General features: G+C 60.8%; 21 protein-coding genes and 1 pseudogene. 11 read left to right on the forward strand and 11 right to left on the reverse strand.

The genetic code is table 11. The features are described from left to right. Window positions 1-48: 48 nt before the first annotated feature. Entirely contained in the window at window positions 49-1,758 is a 1,710-nt protein-coding gene (locus CYJ17_RS00990) for a formate--tetrahydrofolate ligase (RefSeq protein ID WP_087069699.1), read from the reverse strand. 32 nt (window positions 1,759-1,790) lie between these two features. Next, window positions 1,791-2,504, reverse strand: a complete 714-nt coding sequence (locus CYJ17_RS00995) for a sugar O-acetyltransferase (RefSeq protein WP_101595776.1) — start codon at window positions 2,502-2,504, stop codon at window positions 1,791-1,793. A gap of 252 nt (window positions 2,505-2,756) precedes the next feature. Between CYJ17_RS00995 and CYJ17_RS01000 the strand changes: the two genes are divergently transcribed. The 3 genes from CYJ17_RS01000 (at window position 2,757) to CYJ17_RS01010 (ending at window position 4,320) form a co-directional block, all read left to right on the forward strand. Continuing rightward, window positions 2,757-3,224, forward strand: a complete 468-nt coding sequence (locus CYJ17_RS01000; RefSeq protein ID WP_087069701.1) for an NAD(P)-dependent oxidoreductase — start codon at window positions 2,757-2,759, stop codon at window positions 3,222-3,224. A 120-nt stretch (window positions 3,225-3,344) separates the two neighbouring features. Next, window positions 3,345-3,830, forward strand: coding sequence for a flavodoxin (locus CYJ17_RS01005; protein ID WP_087069702.1), 486 nt, complete (start codon window positions 3,345-3,347; stop codon window positions 3,828-3,830). Between the two features lie 118 nt (window positions 3,831-3,948). Then, complete coding sequence (locus CYJ17_RS01010) at window positions 3,949-4,320, forward strand: hypothetical protein (RefSeq protein ID WP_143231790.1); 372 nt, start codon at window positions 3,949-3,951, stop codon at window positions 4,318-4,320. Between the two features lie 126 nt (window positions 4,321-4,446). Here the strand turns inward: CYJ17_RS01010 and CYJ17_RS01015 are convergent, their stop codons facing one another. Then, the gene (locus tag CYJ17_RS01015) at window positions 4,447-5,871 is read right to left on the reverse strand and encodes an IS3 family transposase (RefSeq protein WP_087069845.1); all 1,425 of its coding nucleotides are present in this window, start codon (window positions 5,869-5,871) and stop codon (window positions 4,447-4,449) included. Between the two features lie 54 nt (window positions 5,872-5,925). On the opposite strand from CYJ17_RS01015, the pseudogene CYJ17_RS01020 reads away from it, so the two are divergent. Next, window positions 5,926-6,267, forward strand: a pseudogene (locus tag CYJ17_RS01020) (transposase); the annotation flags it as partial. A gap of 334 nt (window positions 6,268-6,601) precedes the next feature. On the opposite strand, the gene CYJ17_RS01025 reads toward CYJ17_RS01020, so the two are convergent. Next, the gene (locus tag CYJ17_RS01025; RefSeq protein ID WP_101657644.1) at window positions 6,602-8,044 is read right to left on the reverse strand and encodes an MFS transporter; all 1,443 of its coding nucleotides are present in this window, start codon (window positions 8,042-8,044) and stop codon (window positions 6,602-6,604) included. A 220-nt stretch (window positions 8,045-8,264) separates the two neighbouring features. Here CYJ17_RS01025 and CYJ17_RS01030 point away from each other — a divergent pair, with 220 nt between their 5' ends. Together CYJ17_RS01030 and CYJ17_RS01035 are read left to right on the forward strand one after the other, a co-directional pair. Then, window positions 8,265-9,149 (forward strand): helix-turn-helix transcriptional regulator, encoded by an 885-nt coding sequence (locus CYJ17_RS01030; RefSeq protein WP_087069705.1) that lies wholly within the window; start codon window positions 8,265-8,267, stop codon window positions 9,147-9,149. 111 nt (window positions 9,150-9,260) lie between these two features. Continuing rightward, window positions 9,261-10,838 (forward strand): alpha/beta hydrolase domain-containing protein, encoded by a 1,578-nt coding sequence (locus tag CYJ17_RS01035; protein WP_101657645.1) that lies wholly within the window; start codon window positions 9,261-9,263, stop codon window positions 10,836-10,838. A 40-nt stretch (window positions 10,839-10,878) separates the two neighbouring features. On the opposite strand, the gene CYJ17_RS01040 is transcribed toward CYJ17_RS01035, so the two are convergent. Next, window positions 10,879-12,318, reverse strand: a complete 1,440-nt coding sequence (locus CYJ17_RS01040) for an MFS transporter (RefSeq protein ID WP_159454955.1) — start codon at window positions 12,316-12,318, stop codon at window positions 10,879-10,881. Window positions 12,319-12,443: 125 nt separating this feature from the next. On the opposite strand from CYJ17_RS01040, the gene CYJ17_RS01045 reads away from it, so the two are divergent. Next, entirely contained in the window at window positions 12,444-13,121 is a 678-nt protein-coding gene (locus CYJ17_RS01045; RefSeq protein WP_087069708.1) for an ArsR/SmtB family transcription factor, read from the forward strand. Between the two features lie 65 nt (window positions 13,122-13,186). On the opposite strand, the gene CYJ17_RS01050 is transcribed toward CYJ17_RS01045, so the two are convergent. Then, window positions 13,187-13,861, reverse strand: a complete 675-nt coding sequence (locus tag CYJ17_RS01050; RefSeq protein ID WP_159454956.1) for a GntR family transcriptional regulator — start codon at window positions 13,859-13,861, stop codon at window positions 13,187-13,189. A 159-nt stretch (window positions 13,862-14,020) separates the two neighbouring features. Here CYJ17_RS01050 and CYJ17_RS01055 point away from each other — a divergent pair, with 159 nt between their 5' ends. Beyond that, window positions 14,021-15,790, forward strand: a complete 1,770-nt coding sequence (locus tag CYJ17_RS01055) for an alpha/beta fold hydrolase (protein ID WP_087069710.1) — start codon at window positions 14,021-14,023, stop codon at window positions 15,788-15,790. Further along, complete coding sequence (locus CYJ17_RS01060) at window positions 15,783-17,189, forward strand: sugar porter family MFS transporter (RefSeq protein ID WP_087069711.1); 1,407 nt, start codon at window positions 15,783-15,785, stop codon at window positions 17,187-17,189. The genes CYJ17_RS01055 and CYJ17_RS01060 overlap by 8 nt, the downstream gene beginning before the upstream one ends. Window positions 17,190-17,337: 148 nt before the next feature. On the opposite strand, the gene CYJ17_RS01065 is transcribed toward CYJ17_RS01060, so the two are convergent. Then, window positions 17,338-17,520, reverse strand: coding sequence for a helix-turn-helix domain-containing transcriptional regulator (locus tag CYJ17_RS01065; protein WP_087069712.1), 183 nt, complete (start codon window positions 17,518-17,520; stop codon window positions 17,338-17,340). A gap of 131 nt (window positions 17,521-17,651) precedes the next feature. Between CYJ17_RS01065 and CYJ17_RS01070 the strand changes: the two genes are divergently transcribed. Further along, entirely contained in the window at window positions 17,652-17,990 is a 339-nt protein-coding gene (locus CYJ17_RS01070; protein ID WP_087069713.1) for a nucleotidyltransferase family protein, read from the forward strand. Window positions 17,991-18,168: 178 nt separating this feature from the next. Here the strand turns inward: CYJ17_RS01070 and CYJ17_RS01075 are convergent, their stop codons facing one another. Next, window positions 18,169-18,423, reverse strand: coding sequence for a hypothetical protein (locus tag CYJ17_RS01075; RefSeq protein WP_087069714.1), 255 nt, complete (start codon window positions 18,421-18,423; stop codon window positions 18,169-18,171). Beyond that, complete coding sequence (locus tag CYJ17_RS01080) at window positions 18,420-18,644, reverse strand: hypothetical protein (RefSeq protein WP_087071109.1); 225 nt, start codon at window positions 18,642-18,644, stop codon at window positions 18,420-18,422. Before CYJ17_RS01080 ends, CYJ17_RS01075 begins: the two co-directional genes overlap by 4 nt. A 202-nt stretch (window positions 18,645-18,846) precedes the next feature. Between CYJ17_RS01080 and CYJ17_RS01085 the strand changes: the two genes are divergently transcribed. Then, window positions 18,847-19,185: a nucleotidyltransferase family protein gene (locus CYJ17_RS01085; RefSeq protein ID WP_087069715.1), complete on the forward strand. Its 339-nt coding sequence runs from the start codon at window positions 18,847-18,849 to the stop codon at window positions 19,183-19,185. Between the two features lie 224 nt (window positions 19,186-19,409). Here CYJ17_RS01085 and CYJ17_RS01090 read toward each other — a convergent pair whose 3' ends face one another. Next, window positions 19,410-20,153 (reverse strand): triose-phosphate isomerase, encoded by a 744-nt coding sequence (locus CYJ17_RS01090; RefSeq protein ID WP_087069716.1) that lies wholly within the window; start codon window positions 20,151-20,153, stop codon window positions 19,410-19,412. Then, complete coding sequence (locus tag CYJ17_RS01095) at window positions 20,153-20,617, reverse strand: ribose-5-phosphate isomerase (RefSeq protein WP_087069717.1); 465 nt, start codon at window positions 20,615-20,617, stop codon at window positions 20,153-20,155. Before CYJ17_RS01095 ends, CYJ17_RS01090 begins: the two co-directional genes overlap by 1 nt. Window positions 20,618-20,649 lie beyond the last annotated feature (32 nt).

Genomic DNA, 20,649 nt, shown 5'->3' on the forward strand with positions numbered 1-20,649 from the left:
TCACGTGTCCAGGGTAACACTTTGGGGCGGCGTGATCGAGAGGGATTTTTAGTGAATACCGCGCACATTTCCGGCGCCGTCCACGTCAATGGCCAGCGCGGATGGTTCTTCGGGCAGGCCCGGCATCAGCATGACGCTCCCGGCCATCACCACGACGAACCGGCCCCCCGCGGAGAGATGCACCTCGCGTACCGGCACGTCGAAATCGCTGGGGGCGCCCAGGCGTTTCGGATCGGTGGTGAAGGAGGCCGGGGTTTTCGCGATGCACACGGGATAGCGGCCGTAGCCGCGTTCTTCCAGGTCACGCAGTTGCTCGCGCGCTTCTTGCGCGAAGGTCACGCTCGCGCCCCCGTAGACGCGCCGCACCACCGCGGTGATTTTCTCGGCAAGGCTCGCGCTATCCGGGTACGTGAACGTGGTGCGGGAGGGCGTTTCGAGGGCGCGCAGGACGGCTTCGGCCAGTGGCGCCGCACCTTCCCCACCGCGCGCGAAATGCTCGGAAACAGCCACGGGCACGCCCAACTCCGCGAATTGCGTGCGCACGTTTGCGATATCGGCTGCGGTATCCGTATCAAAACGATTAAGGGCGACGACGACGGACTGCCCCCACACCGCCCGCAAATTATCGATATGCCGGGCGGCGTTCGCGATACCCCCGTGATAGCGCAGCGCGCGCAAGGTGATCACGAAAACGACGGCGTCGGGGCGCAGCCCGGAGGTCCGGCACATAATGTCAATGAACTTTTCGGCGCCCAGGTCGGCCCCGAAGCCCGCTTCGGTGACCGCGATCTCCCCCATCGCGAGCGCGGCGCGGGTGGCCATCACGGAATTGCAGCCGTGGGCGATATTGGCGAAAGGCCCGCCGTGCACCAGGGCGAGGGTTCCTTCCCGGGTGGCGACCAGGTTCGGAGAAAAAGCTTCGGCGAGCAGGGCGAGCATAGCGCCGGTAGCTCCCAGGTCTTTGGCGGTGACCGGCTTGCCGGCGCGGGTGCGGGCCACTTCCATGGAATCGAGGCGCTCGCGCAGGTCCGCGAAGGAGGAGGCCAGGCAGAAGGCTGCCATGACTTCGCTGGCGGGAACAATATCGAAGCCGGTGGCGCGGGTGGCGTGCGCGCCGGGATTGGAGTGGGTGCCCGCGCCCGGGCCGGCGCTATCCAAGCGCCCGCTGGGGCTGAGGAGGATGGCGCGCAGGGCCCGGTCGTTCATGTCGATCACGCGGCGCACGCTCACCGTGGCCGGGTCAATATCGTGGGTATCGAAATACACCGCGTTATCCGTCATGGCGGCCAGCAGGTTGTGGGCGGCGGCGATAGCGGCAAAATCCCCGTTGAAGTGCAGGTTAATGGAGTCCGCCGGGGTGAGGGTGGCACGGCCCCCGCCAATGGCCCCGCCCTTGAGCCCAAAGACTGGCCCGAGCGAAGGTTCGCGCAGGGCCAGCACCGCACGCTGGCCGAGGTAACGCAGGCCGTCGGCCAGGCCGATGGAAGTGGTGGTTTTTCCTTCCCCGGCCGGGGTGGGCGACATAGCGGTCACCAGCACGAGGCGGCCGGGGCGGGCGGGGTTGGTTTCGGGTTGTGCGGAGCCGGTTTCGGGCTGTGCGAGCTCGGCACCCTGCCGGCCGGGCGTACCCGGTTGCGCAGCGAGGCTTTCTACCCAGCGGTAATCGATCTTCGCCCGATCCCGACCGAAGGGGATAACCGCATCGGCCGGCACACCCGCCGCGAGGGCGGCATCAATGAGGGGAAGATCAATAGACATACGCTGTATTTTATACCGCCGGCTCAGGTCCCTTAGCTAAGCGGGCCCATGTCAGCAACGTAGGCGTCGAGGAGCGCTTGGCCGCGGGCGTCGTCGTCGTTATTAAAATACCGGAGCACGCGGGCCGGGACCCCGACCACAATGCAGTTCGCGGGGACGTCGCGCATAACGACGGCGCCGGCGCCCACGATGGAATTTTCGCCGATGGTGACGCCCGGGCCGATGGTGGCGGAGGCGCCGATCCACACGTTATCGCCGATGGTGATCGCGGTGCCGAATTCGAGGTCGGTTTCGGCGCGCAGGCGCGGGGGAACCGGGTGGCCGGCGGTGGTGATGGTGACTCGCGGGCCGATGAGGACGCGGCGACCCAGGGTGATGGGGGCGACGTCGAGCAGAATCGCGCCGGAGTTGATGAAAACTTCCGGGCCGATATGGACATTCGCGCCGTAATCGCAATGGACGGGCGGGACCACGGTGGCGCTCGGGTCGAAGGAACCGAAGAAGCGGGCGGCGATGGTGCGGATCGTTTCGTTATCGGAGGGGTTGGTGGCGTTGAGCTCGTGCTGGACGGTGAGGCCCTCGCGGCGGACTTTGGCGAGGTAGGGGTCGTCCGCGATGTACATTTTTCCGGCGACCATGCGTTCCCAGGTGGGAGAGGGTTGCGGCGCATCGGGCACGGGATTCGGCGCGGGCTGCGCGGCGGCCTTAGGAGCGGATTCCGGCGCGGGCTGATTCGATTCGGTCATGGGTTCATTCTGGCATATCTGAGCTACCATCTATGGTGAACTCTTGTTCACCCTCGGAAGGGATGCGGTGGTGCGTTTCCCAGGTTTTCAACCCCGGCGGTGGCCGGCTGGACATCGTGGCCCAGCTGGCATGCTGCCGCTTCGCCCCTCGGCGGGCTCCCAACTACGCGGCCGGGCACCCGCCACCGCAATCGCCTTGATAAGACCTCACCAGCAGCGGGCCGCAGCAACGGCCCACATCAGAAAGGATGAATGATGCGCATTGCAATTATTGGAGCGAACGGTGCGGCCGGGAAGCTCATTACCCAGGAAGCAGTTTCGCGCCGGCACGAAGTTATTGCCGTGACGCGCTCGGAAAATGAAACGGAGGCGCCGGTTTCGCTGCGCCGCGACGTTTTCGAAATTGAACGCGGGGATATTGCCGGTTTTGACGCCATGGTGGACGCGCTCACGCCCAGCGCGGATGCCGGGGCGGACTTCCCCGAACGCGCCGCGAGCCATCTTATTGACCTGGTTTCCGGGCTGCCGACTCGGCTCATCGTGCTCGATAGCGGGGACGGGAAGGTCCCGGCGGCGGTGGAAAGCGCCCGCATTGCTAAATGGACATACGTTTCCCCGGAGGTGACCTCCGCGGAGTTGGCGGTGGCCGTGATTGAGGAAATCGAACGCGGGCCGCTGACCGCGCATATCCGCCAGCGTGTGGTGGTTGGGGATAAGTAGAGGTAGTAGAGAAGTGGAGTAAGGAGCGCACCTCCACAATCGTGAATAAGGGCCGCGCCTGGGATTCTCGGGCGCGGCCCTATTTTGAGCTCTCACCCAGGTGTAGATTTTAAATGGCTCATGTCACAGTGGCGAGAGACGGGAGGAACAATGATTATTTATTTTTCTGAAACTGGCATTACCGAGAAAGCAGCACAGCACTTGCAGGGCATTATTGGCGGCGATGTAGAACGGATAACGGCAGCTCAGCCGTATACGGATGCGGATTTAGATTGGCAGGTCGAGGATAGCCGGGCGAATCTAGAACAGCACGGTAAGCTCCCGGCCCCGAAACTCGCAGCACCGGTAGATTTGGGCGGCGCAACAGAGGTGTTCCTTGGTTTCCCGATCTGGTGGGGTATCCCGCCAAAAGTGGTGGATAGCTTCTTAGGCTCGCATGATTTGGGGAACGCGCGGGTTCACCCCTTCTGCACCTCCGGAAGCTCACCGATGGACGAAGCGGAAGAATACTTACGTTCCACTTTCCCGGATATTGCGTGGGCGAAAGGATTGCGTTTCCACGATGGCCTGACCGAAGAAGACATCCGCACATGGGCTGATGCATAGTAGAACCACGGGAGCCGTCGCTGCGCTTATCGGAACGCTCGGCACCCTCGGAACCCTCGCGGCATGTTCCCGGGAACCGCGTCCCGGCTTCGATGAACTGGTAGCTTGCACAGGAACGGTGACACTTTCCCACCTCAATCTGCCCGACCCCTACGGGGTTTCCTGGACGGTTGAGTTTGCGGAAGGCGACACCGCCACCTTGAGCTATAACGTTCCCGATGTCGGTGCGGGCCTAAAAGAGGTTTATCGAGAATCTTTCCCGGTTGATCCGCAGCTGCGGAAGGAAATGTGCGTGCAGGCTGCGATGACAAAAGAAGTCGAAACTCTGCCGAGAGGAGCGACCACCATCTGGGATCTACCGCCCGCCGGCTCCGGGAAAAGCAGTGATGTGGAAGCAACTGCGCTCATGGAACCGGTCATGCTCATGGTCACTACGGAACGCCTGTGGGCCGCGAATGAGGCGTCTGTGGAATATGCCAAGAATCGCTAAGGTGCGCGCGGGGCGGCAGGCGCGGCGGCGTCGTTCAAAATAAAGGACGGCACGGAAACCGCATGCGGCCACTGCGCGGACCAACCATAAAGCAGGGGTTAATAGACAAAAGGGGCTGCGGACTGTTTATTGGACATTATCGCTTAAAACCGCTTGACGATGCTCCACAATCGTTAAACCATCGAACTTCAAGGTAATACGCTTCTGGTTATAGAAGAACATATACTCGTCTATCGCCTCGCATAACTCATCGGTTGTAGCCCACTTCTTCCCGTGATAAATCTCGGTTTTCATCCGCCCGAAAAACCCCTCACAAGCAGAATTATCCGGACTACACCCCTTCTTCGACATCGACCGCGTCAACCCGTAACGCCGCGTAAGCTCAATCCAGGACACAGACCGGTAGTGGACTCCCCGATCCGAATGGATCACGAGTGGATGCTCACTCTGGCCGGCTTGTAGCTCGTTTAGACGCTGGTGCGGGAGGGTTGCCAGGGCGTTTTCAAGGGAGGAATCAGCCAACACTGAGGTTGGGTGTAATCCCCTCGTATACGCCACGACTTTCCCGTCATAACAGTCAATAATCGGGGAGAGATAAACCTTCCCGTTAGCTGCGTGGAACTCGCTGATATCCGTGAGCCAAAGCCGTCCGGGCTCATCAGCGTGGAAGTCACGCTCGACTAGGTTTTCCGGTGCCGGGCTGATCTCCCCGCCGTAACTAGAGTACTTCCGGCGTGCTTTGGCATACCTGACCGGGATTTCCTCTTCCCGCATCAAGCGCTGGATGACTTTCTCCGAGACCACATACCCAAGCTTTCTAAGCGCTAAACGGATACGCCGATACCCATACGTATACAAGCCCTCGCGCGCGATCTGAGCGATCAACTCACGCAAGCGAGCATGCTTGTCAGGCCGCTCTAGCTGTTTAGCGGTGTAATAGTACGAGCTTGCCGGCAAATCCAAGGTATCTAAGACCATGGCTAGCGGCGTGGTAGAGCGTAGCTGGTTAGCTACCCGTGTTTTCTCTACCGCTTCACTGCGCCCGCCTGTGCGGGCTTTTCCTTTTTTTGCTAGCTCGAGCTGGGCTTTCAAGACGCGTTTCTGCACGATTAAATCGGCTACAAGAGCACGTAATTCTTCCGGGTCTTGGGGTAGCTGGGCTTCCAGTTGGTGGCGGGTTTTCGCTTTGATCTGGTCGCATTCTTTCTCGTTCATGAGTCCTAGACTGCCTTCCGCATCCCACTTTTTAACCCAAGCATAGATGTTTGTGCAGTTCACGATTCCTAGATCCTGGGCGATAGTGTAGGCGTTTTCCCCGCTGCGGAATCGCTTGCAGGCAGTTACTTTCACGTCCGTTGATATTTTCTGGTTAGGGGCGTGTTTCTTCGGTTTTCTCTGCTCTGGTTTCTCGTTGCTATTCCGGATCCATTTGTAGAGCGTGTCTCGGCCTGGGTAGCCCAGTTTACGGACTGTGGCGGTTACCGATTGCGTGCGTTGGTAGGTGGTGAGGGCTTTACGGATCTGCTCTCTCGTGTACGTACGCTTACTCATTGAACGTTCTCCTTAAAAATCTCTAGGAAACCGTCCGCACCCCCGCCTTTTGCTGCCGGGCAGATCATTGTCTCGTTTTCCCATGCTGGGCGTGTTCGTAGTGAGGCGGCTTTCGCTTCCCTAGCGGGTGTGTGTCCGATTCCGGCGTGTTCGGGTAACACGGTACGTTATCGGCTTAGTCGGGGTGGGGATCGGGCGTTGAATTATGCTTTACATATGGCGGTGTTAGTGCGTATGAGGTCGGATGAGGAAACCCGGGCGTATGTGGAAAAGCGCCTTGGTGAGGGGAAAACGAAACGCGAGGTTATACGTGTGCTTAAACGCTACCTGGCCCGGCGGGTGTATCGCCTCTTGACCAGGCATATGCGTGCCGAGGAAACCGTACTTGCCTCTTGACAACATATAGAAGCGTCACTATGGCGCCTACACGGCCCAGAAAGCGCATTCTGACACCTCTGCCTACCCCGGGACTGTGGCGCGTGGCAGCCCGGACAGAACGAGTTTTCCGTCGAGGCATGTCACGCAGCGCATGTCAAGGAAGCCAGCTTATTGAGGTGCTCGACCTCAATAAGGCTGACTTTTCGTTGGTATAGCAAGGGAAAGTCCGGGTATAAGACCCACCATTTGTCTATTAGCCCAAAAGCAGGCACCGCTGCCCGGTCTTCGGACCGGACGGCGGTGTCTGTTTTTACTCAAAAGCCTTTCGCCATCACGTGCGTTACGAACGCGTTTAGGCTTCCGCTCTTACTTCCTGCTCCAGATCAGCGGTAATAACCTTGCCCATGGTTTCCGGCGTGGACAGGCACGAGAGAATCCCAAGCCCCATCATGATGGTGGTGAAGGTCAGCACCGGCAGCCAGCCGAAAGCGCCGGGCCGTACGATTATGGCGGCGATCATCGGGGTGAAGCCCACGATAATATTGCCGAGCTGGGTGGATACCGCGTAGCCCGTCATGCGCAGGCGGGTCGGGAACATCTCGCTGTACATCGGCGCTTGCACCACATTTCCACCGGCCAAGGTCAAGCCGATAATGAAGAGCAGCACAACGAGCAGCGGCACGTTCTTGAGCTGAATTGCCCAGAAGATCGCCGGGAACAGCACCACGAGGCTGAACATTGACATGAGGTACACCGGCCGGCGCCCGATCTTATCCGAAAGCGCGGCCCACACCGGTTGGATAGGAACACCGATTCCCATAGCTAGGGTCGCGAGCGCCAGCAAAGTGGAACGCTCCCACCCCCAGTAGGTGGTTCCGTAGTTGAGCATGTAGTTCGTGAGTAGCGCACCGGTAATCGCGTACTGGCCCATCGCCATGACGCGAATGACTTGGCGCCAGTGGTTCTTGAAGAGGTCGCCGAGGCTCCCCTTATTAGTAGTAGCTTCAGCAGTTTTCTGGACCGGGTGCTGCGCCGCTGCGCCCTCGTTGCGGGCGAGCGCTTCGTATACGTCGCGCGGTTCATCCGCCTTGATGCGTACCCACAGGGCGTAGAGCACCAGCGGGATAGCAACGAAGTAAGGAATACGCCAGCCCCCACCGAGGAGGAATTCCTCATCCTTGGATACCGGGATAAAAGCGGCGATGCCGAGCAACATACCGATAAGGAGCCCGTGCATGGTGAAAGCAACGAGGCGTCCGCGTTTCTCCGGCGGGGCAAGTTCAGAAGTCATCGCCGTGGATCCGGCTTGCTCACCGCCCGCGGAGAAGCCCTGGATCAACCGCATCACAATCAAAATAACACCCGCGGCGGGACCAACCGAATCATAGGAAGGCAAGAAGCCGATAACCAGGGTTGCGAAGCCCATGAACCCGAGAGTGAGGAGAAGCGTCTTCTTCCTCCCCCACGCGTCGCCGAGGTGGCCGAGCACGATAGCGCCGAGAGGCCGCGCCAAATACGCAACACCGAATGAGGCGAGCGAAGCAATATTGGCCAGGGTTGGATCTTCGCCGCCTCCGAAGAAGACCGAGGGGAAGATGACTGCGGATGCGGTTCCGTACAGCCCGAAGTCGTAGTATTCGGCAACCGCGCCCCAAAAACCAGATTTTGCGGCTTTCTTGGCGGATTTCTCCAGGCTCACTTCCCCACCCGTCGCCCCGCTGGCTGCTGTTGATACGACATTGTTATCCGACGGCGGTATCGGTCTGGTACCCGTTACCGTGTGTGGGTCCGTCATTGGTTATCCTTTCACGCAACGGAGCTGCTTCGCATCCGTTATATGCGGTTATTCCTGAGCGTTCCTTTACGCCCATGCGATAGCGTAATGAGCTGCTCGCGCGGCGCGGCGCTGTCATCGGGGTGAATCAAGGTCCCTCCTGCCCTACTTTCAGACGAGTAGACTAGTCCCTGCTCACGGGGCGAATACCCAATATTCGCCTGGCGGATGGTGATGTGGAATGCGAACGAATCTACAATTCTCACAGCGTTTGACGGATGCTATCCAGGCGCTCCACGCGGCTACGGATCGGCGCACCATTGCACGTTACGTGGTTGCCCTACTAGCGGACGTGGCGCCGAATGCGGATTACATTTATTTTTACGCCTTTTTGCCGCGCCAGAACGCTTTTGCGGTTCTGGGGGTTTACGGCTTCCCCCACTACAATTCCACCCTCGTGGTGGAGGAGAATTCGCCTTTCGGGAGGACCCTCGGGCGGCGCGAACAGTACTGGGCTCGCACCCCGGCCGAGGTAGCCGAACTCTATTCTTTCCCCGCGGATTCTTCCCTGGCTTACGAGCGGATGAGCCCGTTATTCCGCTTTGCTTCCGCGGCTACGCACGCCTCCGCGGTTATCCAACCCTGCATCATCGGGCAGGAATTGCAGGGCACCCTATGGTTGGAATCCCATTCGCGCGCGGGGGCTTTCTCCGCGACGGATCGCACGCGGATTTCCCAGCTCTCCACGCTGGTCGCCTTGCTTCTACGCGCCGCGCCCCAGGCAACCATTCTCAACTCCGATGGTTTAGCGGAGGTATGGGACGTGCTTCCAAGCACCCCCACTCAGATCACCGCGGAAACACCGGAGAATTCCGCCTCTGAACATACCCCACCGCGAACCGAATCGAGGCATGCCCCTGCGCTTACACTCCGAGAGAAGGACGTACTCACGCAAATTGCCCAGGGGCTCACCAATTCCGAGGCGGCTGCCGCCTTACATATTTCGATCAATACAGTGCGCAGCCATCGCCGCAGCCTCATGCGTAAATTCGGGGTGCACAACGCGGTGGAGCTCCTGGATGCGGCCGCTCAGTACGGGTTCGGACCGAAAATGTTGAGGGACTAGTCCCCGGGGCCGGGTGCGGAACCTCTTTTCACCCCCACTATGCCAAGCCGCGCACAAGCCGGGCACTTAGGCTGACGATTGACCGCAGTCGGAGAGAATTTCGAGGGAGAAATGATGAACGCACTAGCACTGACCGTACCGGTTCCCGATGCCGCGGGCCCGATCCCCGTAACCGATACCAGCCACCCATTTTCGAGTATGCGTTTCGCGCGCGAACCGCTAGATTTAGCCGCTTACGGTTACGTGGAGGAGGAGTATTTCCTTTCCGGTAGCGTGAATGTTTACGCTTTTGCGTCAGAGCCGGATGTAAACGGTGCGGACCGTGGTGGCCGCGGGGAAAAGGCCGACGGCGCCCAGCCGGCGGCCTGCGTCGTCGTAGAAAAAGAAGGAATCCCGTATTGCACGCGTGTGCTGGTGCGGCGCCCGGCAGAGGGAGGTTCAGGCACGGCGTGGGTTTCTATTTCGAATGCCTCGCAAGGGTATGACATTGAAGATGATTGGCGGCGGGCCTGGGATTATGTGATGAGCAGGCGGCATACCTACGTATCCGTGACGGCCAAGCCCATCCAGATTTCCGCCTTGCAGACCTTTGATCCGGAGCGTTACGGGAAGCTGAGCTGGGGCGGAAAGCCGCGTCAGATTGATGCGACGGAGCCGGGCTGGAATCCGTTTATGCAGCTTGACGAATGTGAAGAAGGCTTGGCCTGGGATGTGATTGCGCAGGTGTCCGCGTGGTTGCACTCGCCGAGCAGTCCTGCGAGGGCGGGGCACGTTTTCCTCATGGGGCAGTCACAATCCTCGGTGTACGCCAATACGTACCTCACGTATTTCCACGATGTGCTGCGGCTGGCAAGCGGGGCGCATCCCTTCAATGGTTACGCTCCCGGGGTTGGATCGGTGTACGTCAAGGCGATTAACCAGCACGGGACCGGGGTTCCGCCCCGGATTCTGCGCACCTTGGCCTTGGGCGGGACCGGAACCGGCGCGAAGCGCCACGGGGCTTTTGTATTCCACCTGGTGGAGCCGGCCCAGCTTGATATGCCGGTGGTCAGCACTTCTTCGGAGGCCGATGTGAGCCTCTTTGGAGCGAGCCCCGAGTGCCTGCGCTTGGGGGACGGACCGCTGCGCCGGCATTGGCACGTGCGGCGCTCCCAGCATTCCGATGCTCGTTCACGGGTGATTCCGCAAAATTCGGAAGTGGTCAAGGCGAAGCGGCGCCCGCGCCAGATGGATACCGCATTCTTGGAGGCGCTGAGTGTGCTCCCCATTGAGCCCATTATTACCGGGGCCATGGCCGCGGTGGAGAAGTGGGCAGCGGAAGGCGTGCCGGCGGCGCCTTCTACCTGGTTTGATGCTGAGGGCGACCGGTGGGTGAAGGATAGTTCCGGCCTACTTTCGGGCGGGATTGAATTAGGGCTCCTGGCGCATCCTATTGCGGACTTCCTTCCGGGAGCGCCGGAGAATCCCGTCTACGGCCTCATGGCGCTGCACTCGCGCGAGTCGATTCTGGGGCGTTTCGCTTCTTTTGAGGACTACCAGGCCGCCTGCGATGAGGTCGATGACGCGCTGGAAGCGACCGGTTACCTTGAGCCCGTGGGCAGGCGTTTACTCCACGCCGTGGAGCGTGAGCTGTGGGAGCGCGCGGTGAACGGGGCGCCGGCTCCGCTGAGTTCACCACAAGGTCGGTAATTTCGCCTGAGCTCCCGGTGCGTGAGGTGCGGCGTCGCCCTTAATCCCGCGCACTCAAAGCACCGGTTTCTTCCAGGTAAGTCTCCCACTGCGGCGAGGCCGGAATGCGCCTGACCTGCGCAGACGCCAACATAGCAAAGGCCGCGAGCGCGGTGGGAAGGGCGAAGGCACTCTGGGTGAGTTCCCAGCCCAGAGTGCCGATGCCCCAGCCCGCGAGCGCGGGCGCGAAAGCGGCCGCGCCGGAGGAGAAGAACTGGCTGACCGAACCCACGCGCCCCATGAGCTCGTTGGGCGTCATGAGAGTGACGAGGCCCAGGACCGCGGCGTTGACGGCGGGAATGATGAGACCCATCAGGGCGTACATCGCGCCGATCCACCCCAGGCCGGGCAGGAAAGGCACAAGGGCGACGACGCCGGCGCACAGGAGGAATCCCGCCACGATCAGCACTCCGGAAGGCACGCGGGCAACCACTTTGGCGGCGACCACTGCCCCTGCAAGCGCTCCGCAACCGAGCGCGGTGGCGAGCAGGCCGATGAGTGCGGGCGCGACTCCGCGGCTGGCAAGGCCGAGGGTGACGCTCATCATCATGCCGGCCCACCCCAAGTTGAGCAGGCAGGCGCAGATAAGGAGCACGCGCACCACGGTGCGATTCCACATCCAGCGCAGTGATTCGTTGAATTCCGCGAGCGCCGGGGAGAGGCGGCCGGAACGCTTCGACTTTGGCGAATCCCCGGAGCGGGCGGCGCTTTTAGCACGCTTGGAATCGCAAGAGCGCTCGGCACCGCCGGATTGAGTGGCGCTTTCTGAGCCCTCGCGGCGCCCGGGCCGGTAATCCCCACGCATGCGCAGCGTGGCCACCATACTCGCCAACTGCCCAATGATTTGCGCGAGGGCAGGAACGTAGAGGTGGATAGCGAGCAGTGCCCCGCCTGCCGGGCCGGTGGCCAGGGTAATAGCGGCGTCGCGCCCCTGATTTGCAGCCACGGCGTTGGGCAGCAAGCGCCCGGGTACCACCTGTTTGAGCATGGAATTAGAGGCCGGGGAAAGCAGCGAATTGCGCAAGCGGTCCAGGAAGGCGAGTGCGGCGAGGTTCGCCACGTTCGCCGTGCCGGTGAGGAGCAGCACCACCAGCGCCACCTGCGCGAGCACACCCAGGCCGGAGGAAACCAGGCGCAGAGCGCGCCGGTTGTGGCGGTCGGCCAGGACTCCCCCGGGAAGGATGCCCAGCAGGGTGCCCGCCCCTTGGAAAAAGCCTACGGTTCCGGCGTGGACCGGGGAGCCGGTGACGGCCAGGCAGACCAGCGGGAAGGCGAACATAGCGATGCCGGCGCCCAGGTCTTGGAGGAGATCGCCGGCAAACCAGGCGCGGTATTCACGCGAAGCCCAGATGGTGGCCGGCTCACGCTCCGAACCGGCCACCTGATTTTCGGCGGTCACCTGATCCGTTACTGTGACTGGCGCATCTGCCGTGCTTGACATGCTTTCTCCTTGCCTATTCTTGGCCATTTCCCTGGCTTCTACCTCCCACTATAATTGCGCAACATATATTGCGCAATAGTTGTTGCGAATATGGGAGAACCGGGCACTCCAGCTACAATGAACCCATGGCTTCATCTGACGGCACCCCCGAATCGAGTAGCACCGCACCGGGGACCACCACAACAGAAACGGCGACTCGCCTCAACCGCGAACAGCTGCGGGCGCTTTCTCACCCGGTTCGTTTAAGTTTACTTCACACGCTGAGCCGCCTAGGCCACGCGCGCGCCGCCGACCTGGCCGAAGAACTGGACCTACCCGCCAATTCCATGAGTTACCACCTGCGGATTCTGGCTCGCGGCGGCTTGATTCGCGAGGATCCCACCCAGGCGCGCGATAAGCGGGATCGGGTGTGGACGCTCACGTCCCCGCGCATGGCCACTGATTCCAGCCTGCCCAATCCGGAGTATTCCAAAAGCGTGACCGCGGCCGGCACCGCGATTCTAGAGTGGGCCACCTCATTGTGGCTGGCCGCGATGACCGCCCGCACCGATCACCCGGAGGAACGGCCACTGTTCACCAGCTTGCACCCGGCGGAAGTTCTGCTCACCCGCGAGCAAGCTGCCGACCTTTCCAAGAAAATGTACGAGCTCGTGGAGGAATACCGGGTGGATAATGAGGCCGCCGCGGCGAACGGTCAAGAAGGCGCCAGCACGGGTGACGATACGAAAGATGCCACAGATGACGCCACGCCTTTCGTCACCCTGCAGGCCATTATTCCGCGCAGCCCCCACAAAGATTCGTAGCCAACCTCAAGCCATAGCGGGGGGACATCACAGCGCGGAAACTTTCCCTAGCGAACCCGCGAAACCTAATACGCCTCCAGCCGCAGTTCGCCGGCGAAAACCCCGCGGGTGCGCAGCAGGGTTTTCCCATTATCGTCGCCGCTCACCCAGGATAGGCAGAGCACCCCACTCCCCGGCTCCACTTCAAGCACTTCGGCATCATCCGCGCTGGCGGTGCCGTGCGCGAGCGTGAGCTGCGTCGTCGTTAAATGGTAACCGTAGGCATTTTCGAGGCAATCTCGGACCGGGCGGCTGAGATCCTCGGAGAGCAGGTCGGGGAAATGTTTGGCATCGATGTGGGTTTCTTCGACGCCGCGCACGCCGGGCCCGGTGCGCAGCTGGCGGATAAGGTACACAAATTCACCGGCATCCAAGCCGAAAGCTTCGCGTTGGGCAGAGCTAGCCCGCTGCAAAGCGCAGCCGATGAGCTCGGTATCGAGTCGAGTGCGCAGATGATCCTCGAGGCTAGGTAGCGGTTCGCGCGTTTTTTCCGGGGGCGGGGCCGCCACAAAAGTGCCCTTCCCCGGAATGCCGACGGTCCGCCCTTCTTGAGCAAGCAGGGTGAGGGCGCGGCGCACCGTCATGGGGGCCACGTCCATTTTGCGCGAAAGCTCCAGTTCGCTATCGAGTTTTGCACCGGGCTGCAGCGTTGCAATGGTCGCGAGGAGACTTTCGTACACGGCTGCATATTTCGGCTTCATGACCATTATTATTACCTAGATCTCACCACGAAAGGCGCCCGCACCCTAGACGGCCTAGGGTGATGTTTATTACCCTAGGGTTATTCGGTCGGGCAACTCGCCTAGCCGACCGGGGCGCTTCCGCCCCGCCGTGCGGACATCTTCTAGCAAAGGAGCGCAATGAGGCATTCCGCGTTATCGTATTCAGTTTCCGGGGCTCCCATCGAGGGCACCATCGTGGCATTTCACGGGGTGACCGACTGCGCGGCCTCGCTGCACAGCCTCGCCGCGCATTACGGGCGCGATTACCGGGTGGTCCTGTGCGACCTGCTCGGTCACGGACTCTCGGCGCGTTTCGCCAAGGATGATCTGGCCGATCCTTTCGCCGCCCTCGTGGCGACCGCGGCGGATGTGGTGGTGCGCGCGGCTGCCGGGACGCCCTCGCGCCAGGTCCTCCTCATGGGCCATTCCCTAGGCGGCGCGGTTGCCGCGCATATCGCCGCCGCGCATCCCACGCTCATCGCCGGGCTGGTGCTTGAGGATCCAGCCCTCCTCACTCCCGAGCAGGTCCAGACCTACCGTGAAGCCGCGGAAAGCCTGGGTAAAACTCAGGAGCGGGTCCGCGAATACCTCCCCGAAGCCATCGCTTCGCTGCGCGAGTCCTACACCACCTGGACGCCCTCCGAATATGCCGGCTGGGCGCAGGGCAAAACCGAAGTGGACCTCGATTTTATTGCCACCGGCGTGGTGGGCCGCCCCGGGCGCGAGGTGCTCAGCCAGTTGCGCATGCCCACTCTCCTCGTGACCGGCGACGCCGACGACGTGCTCTTCGGCACCACCGGCATTGAAGCCCTGGCCGAACACCGCAACCCGCAACTGCGCGGGGTGCTTATCCCGCACTCCACCCATACGGTCCGCCGCGATCAGGAGAGCGCGTTCTACGCCGCGGCGGATCCCTTCCTCGCCGAGTGCGCGAAAGCGCAGGTGCGCCCGCAGCCCTACCTGGATCCGCAGCTCACGCCGCTGCTCGCCGGCGTGCCCGAGCAAACCACTTGGGATACCCCGGCGATGCGCGCGGAAGGCGAAGCGCTGCTGGGCGCGGAGCCAGAACTTCCCGCGGGCATTCGCCGTGAGATCGTGGTGGAAAACGGCTTAGAGCTGCGTATTTTCCATCCCGACAGCACGACGACGCCGCAGCCCCGCGTGGTCCTGTCCTTGCACGGCGGCGGTTACGTGGCGGGCCGCGCCCGCTATGACGATGCACGCAATGCGGAGATCGCCCAAATGAGCGGGGCAACCGTGGTAGTTCCCGATTATCGACTGGCTCCCGAGCATCCTTTCCCAGCGGCAGTAGATGATTGCCGCGCGGCGCTGAAGTTTATTGCGCGGGTTTTCCCGGATGCGCCCGTGCTGATCTTCGGCGATTCAGCCGGAGCAGGCTTGGCCGATCAGGTGCTGCGCTTCGCGCCGCCAGAGGAACTGGCGGGATTGTGCGGCGTCGTCGCCCTAGAACCGTGCGTGAGCCCGCGCCTCGATACGCTTTCCTACCGGACCTATCGCGACGGGCCGGTGTGGACGCGGGAGGCGGCGGCCGCGGCGTGGAGCGCGTACGTCGGCGATTCGGGGTACCGTGCCGAGCCGATTCGCGCCGGTAGCGGGCCGTATACGGGCTTGCCCATGTTTCTTGTGGTCAATCCGGTGGATCCACTGCGCGACGAGGGCCTGGACTGGGCGCGCGACCTTATGGATGCCGGCGCGGCCGTGGAGCTGCATATGTATCCGGGGACCTTCCACGGCATGCTCAGCGCTCCGGGTACGGACGTGTGGACACAAGTCCGGACTCGAATGAGTGAATTTATCGCGGCCGCTTTCGCGAAACCGCGTCCCACATCGCAACTTTCCACCCACGAACTTTCCACCTCCACAATAGAAAGGCAGAACAATGAGTAAGGCGACTTCTTCGCGGCTCCTTCAGGTAGCCATCGCCGCTGCGCTCGGAGGTTTCCTCTTTGGCTTCGACGTCGCCGTTATTAATGGTGCTATCGGGTCGGTATCAGGGAACGTGACCGGGTTCGACCTCAGCTCCCTCATGACGGGAGTGGTGGTATCGGTGGTGAATCTGGGCGCAGCCATCGGCGCCTGGTTCGCCGGGCAATTCTCCAATAAATACGGGCGTATCCGAGTCATGGTCACGGCCGCGATCCTGCTGTCCATTTCGGCACTGATGTCCGGGCTGTCTTTCGGGGCCTGGCAGCTGGTGGGCTGGCGTTTGCTCGGCGGGCTGGGCGTGGGTGTGAGCGCCGTCGTCGCTCCCGCGTATATCGCAGAGATCGCACCCGCGGATAAACGCGGGCGGCTGGGCACCCTGCAACAGCTGGCCATCGGTATCGGTATTTTCGGTGCCTTTATTTCTAATTTCATCCTTGTGAAAATTTCCGGTTCGGCAGACGATATTTTGTGGTTCGGGCTGGAGACCTGGCGTTGGATGTTCATGAGCGAGCTCGTGCCAGCGGTTATTTACGGGGTGCTGGCGCTGCGGCTGCCCGAATCGCCGCGCTACCTGGTTTCTGTGGGGCGTGAGACGGAAGCCGTTAAGATTCTGACTTCTACCGGAGCGGACGCGAATCCGGCCGAACGCGTGGAGGAAATCAAACGAAGCCTGCGCGGGCATCAGCCGCGGTTGCGCGATTTGCGCCACCCGAAGTACTTCCTGCATCCGGTGGTGTGGGTGGCCCTCGCCTTCGCTTTCCTCATCCAGATGGCCGGCATTAATAACATTTTGCTGTACGCCACCCAGCTGTGGGAGACGGTGGGCTACACCGGCAACCTGGCAGTATTTATCCCGGTCGTTACCTCAATGATCGGCATCGGCATGACCGTGGTGGGCATGCTCTTAATTGACCGGGTAGGGCGCCGGCCGCTGCTGCTCTGGGGCGCGATTGGCATGTTCATCACGATGATCACGTCCGGAATTGCGTTCATGCAGGGCACGGTGGATGCCAACGGCGCACTCCAGCTTCCCGGTGCGTGGGCGGCGATTGCGCTGGTGAGCGTGCACCTCGTGTACATCATTTTCTGCGGAACCTGGGGCGTGGTGCTGTGGGTCTTCCTCGGGGAGATTTTCCCGAACCTCATCCGCACCGCGGGCCTCGGTTTGGCGACGGCGGGCAACTGGATTGGCGGCACCCTGGTGACGCTGCTGTTCCCGGTATTCGCCCAATCCCTGGGGCTGGCCGGTACGTACTTCTCCTACGCGGTGGTGGGCGCACTGCTCATCTGGCTGGTGGTGCGCTACATCCCGGAGACGAAGGGCCGCGAACTCGAGGAGATGGAATTTAGTACGCGGTAGGGGGCTGCAGCGGTTGCGCTGCAGTACCTTCAAGGCACCCGATAATCCAGGCGGCGGAGAATCCAGAAGGTACGAAATCTGTGCGGCAGAAAATTCGCGAGGCGGCGATGGCGAATCCTCAATGTTCACTATCGCCGCTTCGCCGTCGTTATTCTTCCTCGGGCGAAGCGGGGGCTGGCGTGCGTCGAGCGAGCGCTCGCACCACGTCTTTGAGAGCCACTTCAAGAAGTTTCGGGTCGCTTTCTTCCAGTACCGCGTTGAGATAAGCCGCAATATCTTCCCAGGTTTCCAGGTAGTCACTGGCGTCCCAACGGGTGATTTTCACTGCCATGGTTGCTCCTGAATATTATCTGCCGCAATCCTCTTTGCTTTTCCAATATTGAGGCGGTTCCGATTACCCACCAAGCATATTTCGAGAACAGAGGAGCTGTACATCCTCCGCCGCAAAAGTAAAATAGACACATGGCCACCACCGTCTCATCAGGTTCAGCACAGGTCCCGTCACTGGCACAGCTTCGGGCTGCCAATGATGCGATTCGCGAACTGATAAAGGCACATCAAGGAACCGGGCGGTTCTGGGTTTTCGGTTCGGTAGCCCGCGGCGAGGCAACCAGCGAGTCGGATTACGACCTCCTGGTGGAGTTCCTGCCCGATGCCAGCTATTTTGACCTCGTAGCATTAGAAATGAAACTAAGCGAGCTACTTGAAACCCCAGTCGACGTCATGTCGAGTCGCTCGAAGGGCTACGTTGCCGATTACGCACGTGCCGAAGCGGTAGCGGTAGAATCTTCGGAGGCGTAAAACTCTCGAAGAGACAACTACTCGAATTTTTCGAGTAGTTCGCCAAGCCAAAATCCTGTCACCTAAAAAGCCAGCTAGCCGCCCCCCGCTACCGATCCCGCAAAACTTCCGCGGCAAGATCGAGATTGCGAATATAACCTTCCGCGAACAGTTGTTTAATCACCCCCGAGCAGTACACTTAGGCAGCGAGGAAGCGCTGGTTAGCGCCCTGGCGGGTCATGCCCAATACATCCCCGATGGATTGCCATGTCTTGCCAGCGGCGCGAGCCTTGGCGACTGCGGCATCTAGCCGCTTGTTAGCTGCGCGTAGCTCCATCTGAGCCACCGCTATCTGCGTGAGATAGGGGTCATCAACGGTATAAATAGGGTCCGGCCCCTCGCCGCCGTTCGCGTTTTCTACCTCATCGAGCATCTCTTCAAGAGAACGGGTCATGAGAGATCACCTTTCATTCGTAGGAACTTTTTACGAGCTTTCATAGCGTGGAAGATGCGTTCATCTCCACTAACACATAATTCGAGCAATTGCCCGGACTGGCCAGGACCGATGAGCAGCGTATAACCGTCCATGTAATGCATTTTCACCGCATTACGCACGGCGTGCCGAATATCCTCGGCTGTTATACCGTGCCGGTAGGCGCTGCTCTCAATCTCCATGCTGTCAACAATAATTGCCAACCGCCCAAGCGTCAATAGAATTTACCAAAGGGGAAGAATGCCTAATTGTACTGTTGAGGAACGTTGTTCCCCGCCGAAACCGGACTACGGCTCATGAGTTACTGAATTTCACAGTCGTCTAAGTAAACCTACAGTGCCAGGAGCGGCAGCCCCGTCACAAATTCAAAAGTAGAGTAGACACATGCCTACGCCCACTTCGCTTGATTCAACACATGTTCCGTCGCTGGCGCAGCTTCTTGATTCCGAAGGAACAATTCGTGATGCGATCAGAGCGCATTGCGGCACCGGCCGCTTCTGGGTCTTCGGTTCGGTAGCCCGCGATGAAGCAACTACCAAATCTGATTACGACCTTTTGGTGGAGTTCCTGCCCGGTGCCAGCTACTTCGATCTCATCGAATTAGAAATCAAACTGAGCGAACTGCTTGGGAAACCTGTTGACATCATGTCGATCAAATCCGAGGGATACGTTGCCGATTGCGCTCGTTCCGAAGCGATATTGGTGGAGCCTTCTGAAGCGTGAAAGATCTCAACGCGGCAACTATTGGAATTTTTCCAATAGTTCGAAAAGAAGACATCCGGGAGACCATGCCGCCAACCCAGCACCCCAGCCAGAAGCGGCAGCTCCGCCGTCGTACTAAACGTGCGGAACTGCCGCTACCTGTAGCAAAGCTCGGTTCCCCGAAAATCTTCAGCCGACCGAAAACGTTCGGTCCACCGAATACCCGCCCACCCGGATAAAATCAGCTACCCCCGCAGCGCTTCCGCGGCGAGCTCGAGGTTGCGGATATATCCTTCCGCGGTCCACGCCGAGCGCCCGATAAAGAGGCCGCCCACGCCCGGGATTCCCAGGATGTCCTGGTTGTTTTCGTGATTGACGGAGCCGCCGTAAAGAATAGCCTCCACGCGGTCCCCGTAACGCTCCGCGAGCGCGGCGAAAGTGCGCACCAGGTCCTCGCGCCGCGGCGGCCGACCGTGTTCCCCAATTGCCCAGATCGGCTCGTAAGCAAGGAGCACCCGGGAAGTATCCTCCACGCCTTCCAGAGCTGCGTCGATCTGCGCGGTGATGAAGGGAAGGGTCTCCCCCGCCTCGAATACCTCGGCCGGCTCGCCGAAGCACACCAGCGGAATAACCCCGTGGCGCAGCGCGGCTTTGACCTTGAGATTCACGGTCCGATCTATTTCCCCGAAGTATTCGCGCCGCTCGGAATGCCCCATTTCGATGATGGTGGCCCCGGCGTCCATGGCCTGTGGAATCGACACTTCGCCGGTCCACGCCCCGGCATCCTCCCAGGCGGCGTTTTGCGCGCCTACCAGGATCCCGGTTCCCTCCAGCTCGCTAGCCGCCACGTCGATGGCGGTAAACGACGGGATAATAAAAGGCTGGATATCGCCCAAACCAGCCGCATCGAGGCCGGCGAGGGTACGGGCGTACTCCCGCGCAAAAGCGCGAGTACCGTTCATTTTCCAGCTGGTTCCAACCCAGAGCATTATTCCTCCAGCGAGCCGTCATAGGCGCAGATCGCGTCCACATTGGCCTTGGAGTGCGAGCTCGGGTCGAATTCATAATTGAAGAATTCCTTCGCCAGCCGCCGTGCGAGCTCCGCGCCAATCACTCGCTGCCCCAGGCACAGCACCTGCGCGTTATTTGAGAGCACCAGGCGTTCTACTGAGAACGAATCATGCGCGGTCGAGGCACGAATTCCCTTGACCTTATTGGCGGACATCGCCACACCCATCCCGGTCCCGCAGATGAAAATCCCACGATCAGCTTCGCCACGCGCGATCATTTCCGCGCCCGCGGTGGCGAGATTGGGATACAGCGCGGATTCCCCTTCATGCAGGCCCAGGTCGATCACTTCGTCAATCCGGTCATCTTTCTCCAGGTCAGCCTTGATGAGGTCCTTGTATCCGTACCCGGCCGAATCGCCGAGCACCACCACACGAAATCCCATATCTACTCCTTTGTTTTCTTTTCTCGACATGT

The sequence above is a fragment of the Actinotignum timonense genome (assembly GCF_002860685.3).
In the GTDB taxonomy this organism is placed as follows: Bacteria; Actinomycetota; Actinomycetes; order Actinomycetales; family Actinomycetaceae; genus Actinotignum; species Actinotignum timonense.

Coding starts and splice junctions, on each gene's coding strand:
- CYJ17_RS01070 (WP_087069713.1), top strand. CDS start 17,652: ATGGCCACCACCGTCTCATCAGGTTCAGCACAGGTCCCGTCACTGGCA.
- CYJ17_RS01040 (WP_159454955.1), bottom strand. CDS start 12,318: ATGTCAAGCACGGCAGATGCGCCAGTCACAGTAACGGATCAGGTGACC.
- CYJ17_RS01045 (WP_087069708.1), top strand. CDS start 12,444: ATGGCTTCATCTGACGGCACCCCCGAATCGAGTAGCACCGCACCGGGG.
- CYJ17_RS01005 (WP_087069702.1), top strand. CDS start 3,345: ATGTCACAGTGGCGAGAGACGGGAGGAACAATGATTATTTATTTTTCT.
- CYJ17_RS01065 (WP_087069712.1), bottom strand. CDS start 17,520: ATGGCAGTGAAAATCACCCGTTGGGACGCCAGTGACTACCTGGAAACC.
- CYJ17_RS01050 (WP_159454956.1), bottom strand. CDS start 13,861: ATGAAGCCGAAATATGCAGCCGTGTACGAAAGTCTCCTCGCGACCATT.
- CYJ17_RS01035 (WP_101657645.1), top strand. CDS start 9,261: ATGATGAACGCACTAGCACTGACCGTACCGGTTCCCGATGCCGCGGGC.
- CYJ17_RS01090 (WP_087069716.1), bottom strand. CDS start 20,153: ATGCTCTGGGTTGGAACCAGCTGGAAAATGAACGGTACTCGCGCTTTT.
- CYJ17_RS01015 (WP_087069845.1), bottom strand. CDS start 5,871: ATGAGTAAGCGTACGTACACGAGAGAGCAGATCCGTAAAGCCCTCACC.
- CYJ17_RS01030 (WP_087069705.1), top strand. CDS start 8,265: ATGCGAACGAATCTACAATTCTCACAGCGTTTGACGGATGCTATCCAG.
- CYJ17_RS01080 (WP_087071109.1), bottom strand. CDS start 18,644: ATGGAGATTGAGAGCAGCGCCTACCGGCACGGTATAACAGCCGAGGAT.
- CYJ17_RS01085 (WP_087069715.1), top strand. CDS start 18,847: ATGCCTACGCCCACTTCGCTTGATTCAACACATGTTCCGTCGCTGGCG.
- CYJ17_RS01025 (WP_101657644.1), bottom strand. CDS start 8,044: ATGACGGACCCACACACGGTAACGGGTACCAGACCGATACCGCCGTCG.
- CYJ17_RS01055 (WP_087069710.1), top strand. CDS start 14,021: ATGAGGCATTCCGCGTTATCGTATTCAGTTTCCGGGGCTCCCATCGAG.
- CYJ17_RS01095 (WP_087069717.1), bottom strand. CDS start 20,617: ATGGGATTTCGTGTGGTGGTGCTCGGCGATTCGGCCGGGTACGGATAC.
- CYJ17_RS01000 (WP_087069701.1), top strand. CDS start 2,757: ATGATGCGCATTGCAATTATTGGAGCGAACGGTGCGGCCGGGAAGCTC.
- CYJ17_RS01075 (WP_087069714.1), bottom strand. CDS start 18,423: ATGACCCGTTCTCTTGAAGAGATGCTCGATGAGGTAGAAAACGCGAAC.
- CYJ17_RS00995 (WP_101595776.1), bottom strand. CDS start 2,504: ATGACCGAATCGAATCAGCCCGCGCCGGAATCCGCTCCTAAGGCCGCC.
- CYJ17_RS00990 (WP_087069699.1), bottom strand. CDS start 1,758: ATGTCTATTGATCTTCCCCTCATTGATGCCGCCCTCGCGGCGGGTGTG.
- CYJ17_RS01060 (WP_087069711.1), top strand. CDS start 15,783: ATGAGTAAGGCGACTTCTTCGCGGCTCCTTCAGGTAGCCATCGCCGCT.